General features: G+C 34.6%; 9 protein-coding genes. 8 read left to right on the forward strand and 1 reads right to left on the reverse strand.

Annotated elements, in window-relative coordinates; all coding sequences use genetic code 11:
- Window positions 1–51 precede the first annotated feature (51 nt).
- From proS to ACFIMA_RS04275, 7 genes are all read left to right on the forward strand, one after another.
- The gene (gene proS, locus ACFIMA_RS04245; protein WP_375613449.1) at window positions 52–1,377 is read left to right on the forward strand and encodes a proline--tRNA ligase; all 1,326 of its coding nucleotides are present in this window, start codon (window positions 52–54) and stop codon (window positions 1,375–1,377) included.
- Window positions 1,378–1,388: 11 nt separating this feature from the next.
- A complete protein-coding gene (locus ACFIMA_RS04250) occupies window positions 1,389–2,657 on the forward strand; it encodes a lipoprotein-releasing ABC transporter permease subunit (RefSeq protein WP_375621230.1) in 1,269 nt (422 codons plus the stop codon).
- On the forward strand, window positions 2,657–3,337 hold the full coding sequence (locus tag ACFIMA_RS04255; protein WP_273791269.1) for an ABC transporter ATP-binding protein: 681 nt from the start codon (window positions 2,657–2,659) through the stop codon (window positions 3,335–3,337). Before ACFIMA_RS04250 ends, ACFIMA_RS04255 begins: the two co-directional genes overlap by 1 nt.
- Before the next feature lie 65 nt (window positions 3,338–3,402).
- Window positions 3,403–3,690 carry a succinate dehydrogenase assembly factor 2 gene (locus tag ACFIMA_RS04260; protein WP_273791268.1) on the forward strand — a complete coding sequence of 96 codons (288 nt, stop codon included), beginning with the start codon at window positions 3,403–3,405 and terminating at the stop codon, window positions 3,688–3,690.
- Between the two features lie 5 nt (window positions 3,691–3,695).
- A complete protein-coding gene (gene mfd, locus ACFIMA_RS04265) occupies window positions 3,696–7,184 on the forward strand; it encodes a transcription-repair coupling factor (protein WP_375693141.1) in 3,489 nt (1,162 codons plus the stop codon).
- Window positions 7,185–7,425: 241 nt separating this feature from the next.
- The gene (locus tag ACFIMA_RS04270; protein ID WP_375672025.1) at window positions 7,426–8,265 is read left to right on the forward strand and encodes a hypothetical protein; all 840 of its coding nucleotides are present in this window, start codon (window positions 7,426–7,428) and stop codon (window positions 8,263–8,265) included.
- Between the two features lie 1,554 nt (window positions 8,266–9,819).
- Window positions 9,820–10,431: an invasion associated locus B family protein gene (locus ACFIMA_RS04275; protein WP_273791265.1), complete on the forward strand. Its 612-nt coding sequence runs from the start codon at window positions 9,820–9,822 to the stop codon at window positions 10,429–10,431.
- Window positions 10,432–10,520: 89 nt separating this feature from the next.
- On the opposite strand, the gene ACFIMA_RS04280 is transcribed toward ACFIMA_RS04275, so the two are convergent.
- Window positions 10,521–13,142: a ribonuclease E/G gene (locus ACFIMA_RS04280; protein ID WP_375693735.1), complete on the reverse strand. Its 2,622-nt coding sequence runs from the start codon at window positions 13,140–13,142 to the stop codon at window positions 10,521–10,523.
- Window positions 13,143–13,729: 587 nt separating this feature from the next.
- Here ACFIMA_RS04280 and ACFIMA_RS04285 point away from each other — a divergent pair.
- Window positions 13,730–14,959, forward strand: coding sequence for an N-acetylmuramoyl-L-alanine amidase (locus tag ACFIMA_RS04285; RefSeq protein WP_375628086.1), 1,230 nt, complete (start codon window positions 13,730–13,732; stop codon window positions 14,957–14,959).
- The last annotated feature ends 38 nt before the right edge of the window (window positions 14,960–14,997 follow it).

Genomic DNA, 14,997 nt, shown 5'->3' on the forward strand with positions numbered 1-14,997 from the left:
TGTGATAAATTGTTCCGATATGATAGATCTGATTAGGAGTTAATTATTTCAATGCGTCTTTCTCAATATTTCCTTCCACTTTTAAAAGAGAATCCTAAAGAAGCAGAAATTGTTTCTCATCGCTTCATGTTGCGCGCTGGAATGATTCGACAACAAACATCAGGGATTTATTCTTGGCTTCCTTTGGGAAAAAAAGTGCTTGATAAAGTTTGTAAAATTATTCGTGAAGAGCAAGAACGTGCGGGTGCAATAGAAATATTGATGCCTACAATTCAGTCTGCTGATCTTTGGCGTGAAAGCGGTCGTTATGATGATTATGGTTTGGAAATGCTCCGCATTAAAGATCGTCAAAAGCGTGATTTACTTTATGGTCCAACCAATGAAGAGATGGTAACAGATATTTTTCGCTCTTATGTTCGTTCTTATAAAGATCTTCCGCTTAATTTATATCATATTCAATGGAAATTTCGTGATGAAATTCGTCCACGTTTTGGTGTGATGCGAGCACGAGAATTTTTAATGAAAGATGCTTATTCTTTTGATCTTGATTATGAAGGCTCTGAAACATCTTATAATCGTATGTTTGTTGCTTATTTACGCACTTTTTCTCGCCTTGGCTTAAAAGCAATTCCTATGCGTGCAGATACAGGTCCAATAGGGGGGGAACTCAGTCATGAATTTATCATTTTGGCTGAAACAGGAGAGAGTGCTATCTTCTGTGATAAACAATTTCTTGAACTTACCGTTCCTGATAGTTCAATCGATTTTAGTGATAAAGCTGTTTTAGATGATATTGTTAAGCAATGGACATTTTTTTATGCAGCAACGGAAGAAATGCATAATGAAGAGGAGTGGGCTAAAGTTTCTGATCATAATCGTCTTTCAGCGCGTGGTATTGAAGTAGGGCATATTTTCCACTTTGGTACTAAATATTCTGCTCCAATGGGAGCAAAAGTTATGGGACAAGATGGAAAAGAGTATGTGGTCTCTATGGGATCTTATGGTATTGGGCCTTCGCGTCTTGTTGCGGCCGCTATTGAGGCTTCTCATGATGAAAATGGTATTATTTGGCCAAAGTCGATGGCACCGTTTGATTTTGGGATTATCAATATGAAGCCCGATGATGAAAAATGCACACAGGCATGTGAGTTTCTCTATCAGGGATTAAAGAAGGTTGGTTTTGATCCGTTATTAGATGATAGAAATGAACGCCCTGGATCAAAATTTGCAACAATGGATTTGATTGGTTTGCCAACACAAATCATTGTTGGTCCTAACAGTATTGCACAAAATGAAGTTGAAATTAAAGATCGAAAAACAGGAATAAAAAAATCTCTAAAGGTTGAAGATGTGCTCAGCCAACTTTCTATAATTTAATAGGAAATATTATGAAGAGGCTGAAAAACAAATGCTTTTCATCGTATGAGTGGATGATCGCTTTTCGTTATATGATTCCCAATAAAAAACATGTCGTTGCATCTGTTATTTCAATTATTTCTCTTATTGGGATTATGTTGGGCGTATTTGCTCTGGTTGTTGTTATGGCGGTGATGAATGGCTTTCGTACAGAACTTCTCAATCGTATTCTTGGTATGAATGGGCATCTTATTATTCAAACAGTTGATTCTGGTTTTTCTGATTATAAGACTCTTATTTCTTCTTTAGAAACTACAAATGGTGTGAAGTTTGCTTTACCTGTTATTGAAGGTCAAGCGCTTGTTCAAGGTGAAGTTCAAGGTGGCTCTGGCGCGTTAGTTCGTGGTATGCGCAAACAAGATCTAGAAAAGCTTAAAACAGTCTCTCAAAACATTAAATTAGGATCGATTTCTCGGTTTGATCAAGAAGAAGGTGTTGCAATTGGAAGTGGCTTAGCAGAAAAATTAGGACTGACAGTTGGAAGAGATATTCGTATTATTACTCCAGATGGTGATGAGACTCCTTTTGGCGTTACCCCACGTGTGAAAGCTTATAAAGTCGTTGCTATTTTTGAAGTTGGTATGTCTGAATATGATTCAATATTTATCTTTATGCCTCTCCATGAAGCACAAATGTTTTTTAATTTGGGAGATAAGGTTCAGTCTTTGGAATTATTTCTAAATGATCCTGATGCTGTTGATCAAATAAAACCTGTTGTAGAAAAAGTAGTTGAACAACAGGTCTATTTAATTGATTGGCGTACACGCAATCAGGCTTTTTTTTCAGCCTTACAGATTGAACGAAATGTTATGTTTTTCATTCTTTCTCTGATCGTTCTTGTTGCTGCTTTAAATATTATTTCAGGGCTGATTATGCTTGTAAAAGATAAAAGTCATGATATTGCAATTTTACGCACGATGGGGGCTCAACAGAGTGCGATTTTGCGTATATTTATCATTACAGGAATGATGATTGGTTTTATTGGAACTATATTGGGTTTAGTTTTAGGTGTTATCGCGACCGCGAATATTAATCATATCCAAGATTTTATATCTTGGTTATTTAATGTCGACGTTTTTAATCCTCAACTTTATTTTTTAACAAAATTGCCTGCACAAATTGAGTGGAAACAGACCATCTTGGTTGCTATGATGGCTTTATTCTTGTCGTTTCTTGCTGCTCTCATTCCGGCATGGCGTGCTGCTAAGCTAGATCCCGTACAAGCTTTGAGGTATGAATAATGACAGCTATTTTAGAGCTTGTAGAGATTGAAAGACACTTTTTCGAGAGTCATAAGCCACTCATTGTTTTAGATAAAGCGAATTTTATTCTTAATCGTGGAGAGCTTGTCGCACTTGTTGCACCATCTGGTGCTGGAAAATCAACACTTCTTCATATTGCTGGATTATTAGAAAAACCAACAGCTGGTGATGTGATGTTACGGGGTGTTTCTTGTGCAAAGCGCTCTGATAGTGAGCGAACAGCTATAAGACGAAATGATATTGGTTTTGTTTATCAATTTCATCATTTACTTCCAGAGTTTACGGCGTTAGAAAATGTCATGATACCCCAAATGATAGCAGGATTAAAAAAATCTATAGCAGAAGATCGTGCGCGCAAATTATTGACGTATCTGCGTGTTTCTCATCGTGCGAACCATCGTCCCTCAGAGTTATCGGGAGGAGAACAACAACGTGTTGCTATTGCACGTGCAGTAGCAAATGGCCCTTCGGTTCTTTTGGCTGATGAACCTACAGGAAATCTTGATCCAGTAACTTCAGCTTATGTCTTTCAAGCTTTATCTATCCTTGTTCGTCAGTCTGGTCTTTCTGCTCTTATTGCAACACATAATTACGCTTTGGCTAAGCAAATGCATCGTCGAATTACACTTAAAGAACAAAAGATTATAGAACTTCCTTAAAGCAAGGTAAAAATTTTATACGACTAATTGAATAGTTTATATTACTTTATTCAAGGAGATTTTTTATGACAGTTTTTGTCGTTGACAAAAATCAATTAGATGCTCGTCGTCGTCGATTGATTTTTCGTGCATGGCATCGCGGTATTCGTGAAATGGATCTCATTTTTGGACATTATGTCGATGCTCATATTACTGGGATGAATGATAGAACGCTCTCTGAGCTTGAGTATATTATGTCTTTTGATGATCGTGATTTACTCACATGGATTACTGGAGAAATTTTGCCCCCCTCTGAAGTTGATAGTCCACTTTTCCGTGATATTGCCAATTATCGTACTTGCTTAAGTTATTAATCCCGATGCCTATATTAAAAAAAATTGTTATTCCCAAAAATAATTCTGTTCGTATGATTTTAGATGGCGTTACTGATGGATTTGAAGCCTTTGCGCTTGCTAAATTAAGTTCAGAAATTGCACAAGGTAAACCGCTCATCTATGTTGTCCGTGACGGAACAAAAATTGCGCATTTACAACAAGTTTTAAATTTTATTGAACCCAATTTACCCGTACTTCAATTTCCTGCATGGGATTGTTTGCCTTATGATCGCGTATCACCAGGAATTGCTGTTATGGCACGTCGACTATCAACATTGGCACACATAGCAAATTTACGAAAAGATCCATATTCTGCAATTATATTAACAACAGCAAATGCAATTATGCAAAAGTTGCCTCCTCGTGAAATGATAGAAGCTCAGCTTATTCACGCACGTGTTGGCCAGCGCAATAACATGGGAAATCTTATTCAATTTCTAGAAACCAATGGTTTTGAACGCGTTACGGTTGTCCGTGATGTTGGTGAGTTTGCTGTAAGAGGAGGAATACTTGATATCTTTTCTCCGATGGATGTTGAACCTTTACGCCTTGATTTTTTTGGAGATACCCTAGAAAGTATCCGCGTATTTGATCCAGAAAGTCAAAGGACAACAGGCCAAAAAACTGAACTTTTATTACAGGCAATGAGTGAGGTTGTTCTTACACCAGAACGCATCAGTCGTTTTAAAAGCAATTATACCCGTACATTTGGTGTATCACAAAAAAATAACATGCTTTATGAAGCAATTTCTCAAGGTCGGCGTTTTGCCGGTATGGAACATTGGCTTCCATTTTTTTATGAAAACCTTGATAGCTTTTTTGATCATTGTGGCAACTTACCGATAGTTTTTGAGCATCTCATAGAAGAAGTCTTCATTGAGCGCTATCGTCTTATTGAAGACTATTATAATGCGCGCAAAGAGCGCGAAAGTGATGAAAAAAATTCTACTTCTTATCATCCAATAGATCCTAGTCTTTTTTATTTAACGCCAGAGCGTGTTTTGAAAGATGCGCAACAATCTTCACAGCGTATTGATTTTTCGCCTTTTAATGTTCCACAAAGTTTGGAACAAACTGTTATTCACACCAATGTTAAACAAGGATATGATTTTGTAAAAGAGCGTAATACGCAGGAAAAAAATGTTTTTTCAAGTGTTATTGATCATATCGCATCTTTACGCACTGCTGGTAAAAAAGTGCTTTTAGCGTGTTGGAGTGAAGGATCTCTCAATCGTTTGTTACAAGTTCTCGATGAGCATGGATTGAAAAAAATAGATGTTGCAAAATCTTTGCAAACTGTCAAAGCAACACCTCGGGATCGCATATTAGCAGCTGTTATCATGATAGAACATGGTTTTGTGGCTGAAGATTTAGCTATTATAGCAGAGCAAGATATCCTTGGCGATCGTTTTATAAGATCGCCAAAGCGGCGTAAGAATAATACAAATTTTATTTCTGAAATTTCTGCTTTAAATTCTGGTGATATTATTGTGCATATCGACCACGGTATTGGCCAATTTGTTGGTCTTAAAACCATCAGAACCACTGGAATTTTACGAGACTGCCTTGAAATTAGATATGCTGGAGGTGATTTACTCTTTTTACCTGTTGAAAATATTGAGCTTCTCTCACGTTATGGCTCAGAAGGAACAGAGGTAACTTTAGATAAATTAGGAGGTGTTGCTTGGCAAGCACGTAAAGCTCGGCTTAAAAAACATTTATTGGAAATGGCAGGGCAATTAATCCGTATAGCTGCAGAGCGTATGACTCGTGCTGCGCCTGCTTTACTTCCACCAATTGGACCATTTGATGAGTTTGTTGCTTGCTTTCCCTATGAAGAAACGGAAGATCAAATGAATGCAATTGATGCTGTTTTGGACGATCTAGCCTCAGGCAAGCCGATGGATCGCTTGATATGCGGTGATGTTGGTTTTGGAAAAACTGAAGTAGCCATTCGAAGTGCTTTTGTTGCAGCATTAAATGGATATCAGGTTGCTGTTGTTGTACCGACAACTTTGCTTTCACGTCAACATTACAAAACATTTATTTCGCGTTTTCAAGGATTACCGGTTAAAATTGGACATGCTTCGAGGCTTGTAAAAGCGAAAGAACTTGCACGAGTAAAAAAAGGTGTTTCAGATGGTACAATCGATATTGTCATTGGAACCCATGCATTATTAAGTGGTGCAGTTAATTTTTTACGGTTAGGTCTTCTTATCATTGATGAGGAACAGCATTTTGGTGTCAAACACAAAGAGCGTTTAAAAGAGCTTAAAAGTGATATTCATGTTCTCACACTTTCAGCAACTCCCATACCACGCACTTTAGGGTTAGCTTTATCGGGTGTACGTGAACTTTCATTGATAACAACCCCCCCCATTGATAGAATGGCGGTTCGTACTTTTATTTCACCCTTTGATGCACTTGTTATACGAGAGACCCTGCTTCGAGAATATTATCGTGGTGGACAAAGTTTCTATGTTTGTCCTCGTATTTCTGATCTGGCTTTTGTAGAAGAATATCTCAAAACACATGTGCCAGAACTGAAATTCGTTGTGGCTCATGGACAAATGCCGGCTGGACAACTTGATGATATCATGAATGCATTTTATGATGGACAATATGATGTGCTGCTCTCAACAACCATTATTGAATCAGGTCTTGATATTCCAACAGCCAATACCCTAATTGTGCATCGTGCTGAGATGTTTGGTCTTTCTGCCCTTTATCAGTTACGTGGTAGGGTAGGACGTTCAAAACAACGTGCGTATGCTCTCTTTACATTTCCTGCTGGTAAAGTTTTAACAACTGCTGCTGATCGCCGTCTTAAAGTGTTACAATCTCTTGACACCTTAGGGGCCGGTTTTCAATTGGCAAGCCATGACATGGATATCCGCGGTTCAGGCAATTTTTTAGGTGAAGAGCAATCGGGGCATATCAAAGAAGTTGGATTTGAACTCTATCAAAAAATGCTTGAAGAAGCTGTTGCTGAATTAAAAGATGGAGAGCTAAATGAAGATAAGCAATGGTCACCTCAAATTTCCCTTGGTACAACAGTGATGATACCAGAAAGTTTCGTGCCTGACTTATCATTACGTATGGGACTTTATCGTCGTTTAACAGAACTTGATGGTTTAGAACAAATTGATGAATTTGCAGCGGAGTTAATTGATCGCTTTGGTCCTTTGCCCCTTGAGGTTCAACATCTTCTTAAAGTCTTTCATATTAAAACATTGTGTCGAAAAGCACATGTAGAGAAATTAGATGTTGGACCAAAGGGGATTGTCATACAGTTTCGTAATAACTATTTCGCAAATAGTGTTGCTCTTGTTCAGTGGGTGGGAAAACAAGGTTCAATGGCAAAAATTCGACCAGACCAAAGTATTGCTCTTATTCGTGATTGGTCCTCAGCGGATGAAAGGCTTGTTGGAGCAGCGAATATTATGACACAGCTTGTCGAAATGGCAGAATAACATTCTGTTTAAAAAATTTCTTTATTGTTTCAGAACTGTTACTCATTTTTATAAAATCATTCTGAATAAAATTTAAGTTTATAATAAAGAGCCATTATATATTTATTTTGTTTTTATTATATACGTATTGATACAATGAAGGAAATAGATTAGACGGTTTAACCGCATTAAATAGCACTTTCAATATAATAAGCTAATAAGCTCCTGTAAATTTTTTAGAAAGAATTTAGGTAAAGATAGCATGCTTTCTTCATTACAAAAGTGTCTAACTATCGTTTTTTTGTTACTCACTTTAATATATGGCGTAAAAAACGCTTATGCTGAGTTATCTTCTGATGAACAATACCAACATTTAAAAAACAAAAGAAAGAATATTAAAGAGAGCATACAATTTATTGAAGAAAGTATATCTCATTTGGATATTTGGAAAAAAAATATTTCTAAAGCAGAATACTATGAGCGTTTACAGGAACGGAATAAGTTATATAAAAAACTGAAAACTCTGAAGGATGAATATTATAATCTTGGTTCGAAATTACAGGATCTAGCTGAAAAAAAACAAAAAATTATCTCTAGAATACATATAGCGAGAGAGTATGAAGTAGGGGAGTATGAAGAAAAGTTGATTAAAGCAAAAGATTATTTAAAAAAAACTCAAACGTTTAATGAATGGGGAATGAATGAGAAAAGTGGAGGTGATGATGAGATAATGAAAAATTATCTCATATTTATTATTGCTTGCAATACGTTAGCGGATATATTGCAAAGTGATATAGGTGCTATTTTGCGCAAAGATTTTGATTGGAAAGATAAAGATTTTAGTTGGGCTAAAGGCGCAAATAATTCAATAAGTCCTAGTTTAGTCAGGGATATTAAAGAATTATTAACAGATGGCTCTTATAGTTATGAAAAACAAATATTTGACGATATAAAAAATAGTCTTACAGAAGATAATTGGTTTGTAAAAAGTGCACCTAAGCTTTGTAATACCATTAAAGAAGTACATAATATAATGCTTCCAAACAAGAAAAAGAATATTATAGATCGTATACGTTTTCATGTTGAAGAATTATTCAATTAAAAATTTACTCATATAAATACAGAGAAATTAATATTATATACTAAATAATAGTTAAAATATATTTTAATTTTTTGTTTTTAATTATTATTTATAATAAAGTAATTTTATGCACATAAGATATTATCTATTGTTCTTATCATATAAGATTTAATATATTATTAAATAATAAAATCATATATCTTTTTTATGTTTTCTTTTTATGCATAATTTTTTGTGCTTGTAGTTTTTTATTTTTATCTGTTTAATTATTTTAATGACGATACATCTCATATCATAAATCTTGTTTCATTAATACGATAAGAGAAATATTTTATAGTTCTAAGTTGTGTTATATAGAGAAACAAAATGATATTTTTAATTCATTTTTTTCTTAAAACTTAAATCATTAACGATTTATATCTTTGATATTGTGAAAGATGAAAAGAATTTATCATTTTAGTAGATTCTTTATTTAAGAAATAACTTAAAATAAATTGATAAAAGCTACATTTTTTATTCACGTTATAAAGCTGAGAGATGATATTTGTACAGAGATGCAATAATAGATGTATAATATATGAGCATAAATTTATTATGGCTTTGGGCACGTGAGATGATTCATAGGGGGGGTCCTTTGTTCAGTAGTTTTATCTATAAAACTAACTCCGCTTGTGATGTACAAGTGGATAAATTTTATTGATTCAATATAAGAGAGGTTTGCGCTATTAGGATCTTTCATACAATATAGAAATAGAAAAAAGATAAATTATTATTATAAATTAATATGTTATTATATTTTAAGAAAGTTTATTATAAATAAAATATTTTCAGCAGTTATAGATTTTCTCCCTAAGAAAATGTGTTGTTTAATTAAGAAAAAAGCACTTCTTTAGTAGCGTATTTTTAAACTAAACTGTTTAGTTAAACGCTATGGAATATAAAATTTTTATTACAAAAGCGTATCACCATTATTTTGTAAACAAGGGCAGAAAATTGTTCATTAGCAAAAAGCTCTCTTACAATTATGCAGAAATTTTAGACAATCAGTGGTTTTAATTCATTAAATGTTTCAATAATATCGTAGATGATTTTGTTTTTGTGTATCACACGAGGCACATAAGGAAAACAGTAAAATTTATCTGATATTTTGGAGCTTCATGCATTACAACACCTGTTGCTAAGGTTCTATAAGCTTAACATGAAGAGTAATAAATGTAAAAATTTTAATTAGTAAATTTTTTAGAGTAGTATCAGAGTTTATTTTAATTAATATTGCAATATTGATTCGTTTGTGTAATCTTAGTTTAAATGCACAGAGGTGTTTTATGGATAGATTGCATCAAATACCAATGTGATGAAGAGGGGAAATGATATGAGTGTATAAAAATTAGAATGGCTCGTCGTATTTTTTCTCTAAATTTGACTTTTTTTTTTATATTGAAGTAATTTTTTTATATTGAAGTAAAAATAGTAAAATTAATTGTTATTTCATTATAATTTAATAAATTAAGTTGGAATTATATTTAATATTTTTTTGAAGTTACTTAAGAGCGCGTTGAAAGGATTAACTTAATCATGTCGCATAAAAATGTTTATTCTGCTGTTTCAGTATTAGTTGGAGCCGCTGCCCTTTTTCTTATAGCTGGTATTTCTGCAAATGCGCAAACTTTATCACAAGGTTGGTACAAAGTTTGCAGTAAGCAGCATGATGTTGATATTTGTAATACAATGAATACTGTATTATCGAATACGGGACAACCTTTAACGGCTTTTAATCTTGTTGAAATAAAAGGGAAGCAAAATGAGAAACGTATAGGTATTCAAGTACCTACAGGTCGTTTTTTGCCAGAAGGTGTTCACATTAAAATTGGTGACGAGTTCTCTAAAAAAATTCCTTATATTATTTGTAATGGACCAAGTTGTATTGCTAATGATGTCTTAGATGATAAGCTTATAGCAGCTATGAAAAGTGGTACAAAAATGGTTGTAACCACAGTTAATTTCCGTGGTTCAGCTAATCCTATTGAATTTTCTCTTAATGGGTTTACAGCAGCCTATACCGGTCCTGGTATGGAGGAAAAAGATTTCCAACAAGAACAAATAAAGCTGCAGCAAGCTATTCAATCAAAGCAAAAAGAAATTGAAGAGCGTATGCGGGCTGAGCAAGAAAAAGCGAAACAAAAGTAATAAAACCACACCATAAAAGTTGGTCAAAACGTTTTCTATAATTGTTTATTTGAACCGCCACAGTTTTCTGTGGCGGTTTTTTTTAATCCTTAATTTTTCGAAAGAATTCTGCGTTTCCACCAACCAATACGTTCAGTTTTGGAAGAATCATTAGGCGTTGATGAAATAACAACGGGTTGATTAATTGTTTCTTCAATTTGGGAAGGAGAGGTTTCGATAACTTTCTCCATCTCGATTACAGTTTCTTGCTCTAATATTTTTTGTATTTGCGTTGTCTCTTTAGAAGATGATTTTTTACGTGTTCCACGTGTTGATTTTTTACTCTTTTCAAGAGCTTTATTTTCTACCTCATGAATAACTTTGTCTGCTTTTTTTGTTTTAGTTTTACGCACCGGACTGGTTGTAGGTTTTTCTTCAAGAGATTTTTGTTCTGCAATATTTTGATCATTCTCTAAAGAAAGTTGATTTTGTACTACTTTTGAAGAACGTTTTTTAGGTTTAATACTTGTATCATTTTTTTCAGATTCACTCTGTTGTTGTATATCTAGAGCTTGTGTATTATTTTTTGTTTCTTCAAGTTCAAAAGATTTAGCAGGTGAAACACGACGTTTGCGATGCGCTGCTTTAATTTCTGCTAAAGCTTGCTTAGCAAAATCTCCCACTGGTTCTGCATAAGGAACGCGAATCTGATGAAAATTATTATCTTGATTGCGTCGACCACCACGACGTCCTCGACGACGTCCTCGACGATAAGAATCATCATTCAAAGTATCTTCTTTTTTATGAACGTTGGAGAGAGAATGATCAGTAATTTCACCGTGACGATTTTTGCGCCTACGCTTTTGGTTTGTTTCAATGGGAGAAGGATTTTCAATAGATTCACTCTTTATGAAAACAGAATCTTCAATTTCTTGCTCATTGGCATCTTCCAATGAAGATCGAGAAATGCTCTCTGCTATTGAGCCTTTAGAAATAACAAGATGTTGCGTTCCAATACTATCATCTGCTTCAATACTAATATTAAGTTTAAAGCGATCTTCTAAATTAACAAGAATATTGCGTTTATGATTTAATACATAAAGCGCTGTTGCTACGGGGGTGCGCACGATAATATTATGTTGCGAATTATGAAGAAGATATTCTTCAATTGAGCGCATGACATGTAACGCAATTGATGATTCAGAACGTATATTTCCTGTTCCTGCGCAATGTGGGCAGGGCTGTGTCGTACTTTCTAAAACCGATATGCGAATACGTTGACGACTCATTTCTAAAAGGCCGAAGTGTGAAATATGACCTACTTGAATACGAGCACGATCGTTTTTTAAACAATCTTTTAATTTTTTTTCGACCAGCTTCACATTGCGTTCTTCAAGCATATCAATAAAATCAATCACAATTAAACCAGCAAGGTCACGCAAGCGTAATTGACGCGCTACTTCTTCAGCAGCTTCAAGGTTAGTTTGTAAGGCTGTCTTTTCGACAGAGAATTCTTTCGTAGAGCGGCCAGAATTTACGTCAATAGCAACAAGTGCTTCTGTTTGATTAATAACAAGATAACCACCAGATTTTAAAGAAACCTGTGGTTGCAACATTTTATCAAGTTGAATTTCAATATTATTTCTTGCAAAAATGGGCGTAGGATCACGGTAAGGTTGCACAACTTTTGCATGACTTGGCATGAGCATACGCATAAAGTCTTTCGCTTCACGATATCCTTGGTCTCCAGAGACAAGAATTTCACTAATGTTCTTATTATAAAGATCTCGTATAGAACGCTTGATGAGATTGCTTTCTTCATGGACAAGGCATGGTGCCGTTGACTCGAGTGTCAAAGTGCGAATAGTATCCCATAACCGCATAAGATATTCATAATCACGTTTAATTTCAGCTTTTGTTCTATTGGCACCAGCGGTTCGTAAGATAACGCCCATACCTTTTGGAACGGCTAATTCTTTTACGATTTCTTTAAGACGCTTACGGTCTTGTACGTTCGTAATTTTTCGTGAAATACCACCACCACGTGCTGTGTTGGGCATTAGAACAGAGTAACGACCAGCTAGAGATAGATATGTTGTAAGGGCAGCACCTTTATTACCACGCTCTTCTTTGATAACTTGTACCAACAAAATTTGACGTCGTTTAATGACTTCTTGAATTTTATACTGGCGCCCTTGTTTTCTTTGATAAATCGGGAGCTCTTCACGGATGTCCTCAGCACCGACCATTTCAATCTCATCATAAGAGATATTGGCATTTAATGCTTCTTCTGTATTATCAATTATTATCGCTTCAGATGTGATATCATTTTCAATATCGGCTGCTATAACATTGTTTTTTTCACTTTTTTTTGTTCTTCTGGAGCGTTTTTTATTTTTAGTTGCTTCTTCCGTAAAGGTATCTACAGAATTTTCTCCTACAGCTTCTTTTTCTTCTTCTTCAAGAAGAGCAAGGCGATCAGCAATAGGAATTTGATAATAATCAGGATGAATTTCAGAAAATGTTAAAAAACCATGTCGGTTTCCACCATATTCAACAAAAGCCGCTTGGAGAGACGGTTCTACACGCGTAATACGTGCGAGATAAATATTCCCCTTGAGCTGTTTTCTATGTTCTGATTCAAAATCAAGTTCTTCAATTTTGTTGCCGTGAACAACAACAACACGTGTTTCCTCCGGATGGGAGGCATCTATAAGCATTTTGTTTGACATAAGTTAATATCCTGAAGGCGACATGCACAATTTTATTCAAACGAATGCCATAACTATTCGTAAACATAAAAGGCTGTCTGCCATAAAAGGGAGGTACCAGAAAAACAGGACGAAACACCACGTGCAAAGGCATGACTGCATTTACACCATTTCTCATCATTATTTCCATCTGTTTTTTATGACTCATATTTTCTTAAAAGTCTCCGGTAAAATAATCTTTAAAACAGTTCGGATATCCGAACCAACGAATCTTAAGTAATGCAATCCTAATGTTACAACATAGAAATTTTTCATCCATAAAAAAGTCTCAACGCATAATAGACAAAAAACTTCTAAAGACAACTTAATATGAGTTACAGATAATTTAGATGACTATTATCAGCTAGGAAGCATAAATATTCTTTTATGTTGATATCATGCGTTTGGCAAGTAACAATGTAAATCATGTATAATTATAATATCTTTATGACCTTAATTTCGTTTTGAGGTGTTTATTTAGCTTTTATTGAAAAATAGATAATAAATTGGTGTATCGTTTTATGTAACCAAGATAAATTATTACAAAGGTAATGTAGAGTATTTTGCTTATGATAAGAGTTTTTTTTACCAAAAAGCTGAAAACAGCTTATGGGGATGTTATTGTGCTCGTCACATACTTTTTATTATCTTTTTTGCTACTCCAAACTAGTGTTCAAGCCGCAGATCCTCTGAGACTTATTAATTTTCGAACCATTGGTGATAGTATTCATACGCGTATTATTGCGGTTTTTAATTCAAAACCAAATGTTCGTTTACAGATTTTTGACAGGCCCGCACGTTTGGTTATCAATTTACCTACAATTGACTTTTCGATGCAAAATACGCCTTTAAAGAAACGGAATACATTATCCGTTATGCTTTCAGATGTGCGTTATGCTTTCTCTGACATACAGACTTCACGCATTATTTTGACAAGTAAAACGGCTTTTGTGGTTGAAAAAAATGTCGTAAAAAAATTAAATAATGGTTTATGGCAGTTGCTGATTGATATTCGTAAAAGTACACAAGAAAAATTTGATGAGATATTAAAAAAACAGCAAAGAAGCAATTTTGATACAAAAACACAGTTAATGCCAGCATATAATTTCCGTGTTGTTCTTGATCCTGGTCATGGTGGTATTGATGGCGGTGCACGGGGTGTTACTGGAATTTTAGAAAAAGATGTGACTTTAGACTTTGCGCGTGCATTGCGAGACGAATTACAAAAGGATTCTCATATTACCGTTGCTTTAACACGAGATTCCAATATTTTTTTAAGACTAAGTGAAAGAGTTAAAAAAGCGCAAGAGTTTGATGCTGATCTTTTTATATCTATTCACGCAGATACGATTGATCTACATTCTCTTCGCGGTGCCACAGTGTATACCATATCAGATAAAGCCTCTGATGCCATTGCAAAATCTTTAGCTGAAAATGAAAATAAAGTTGATTTGCTTGATGGTTTGCCTGCAGATGAAACGCTCGAAGTTACAGATATTTTGATGGATCTTACACGACGTGAAACACATACATTTTCGGTTAATTTTGCAAATAGTGTTATTTCAAGTTTATCAAAGAATCATATTAACTTGATTAATAACCCACATCGGTATGCTAATTTTCAAGTTTTAAGAGCTTCAGATATACCCTCAGTCTTGATAGAGATAGGTTATTTATCCAATAAAGAGGATGAAAAGTTATTAAATGATCCTCATTGGAGAAAACAAATGGCAGCCTCTATTGCTCATTCTATTCGTCAATTTGCTGATTATAGGCAGAAAATGATACAGCCTCTTTAAATTTATGAGAAAATAGAGTATCAATATGGGCTTCTAGT

The sequence above is a fragment of the Bartonella sp. AP88HLJMH genome, from assembly GCF_042195605.1.
Lineage (GTDB): Bacteria > Pseudomonadota > Alphaproteobacteria > Rhizobiales > Rhizobiaceae > Bartonella.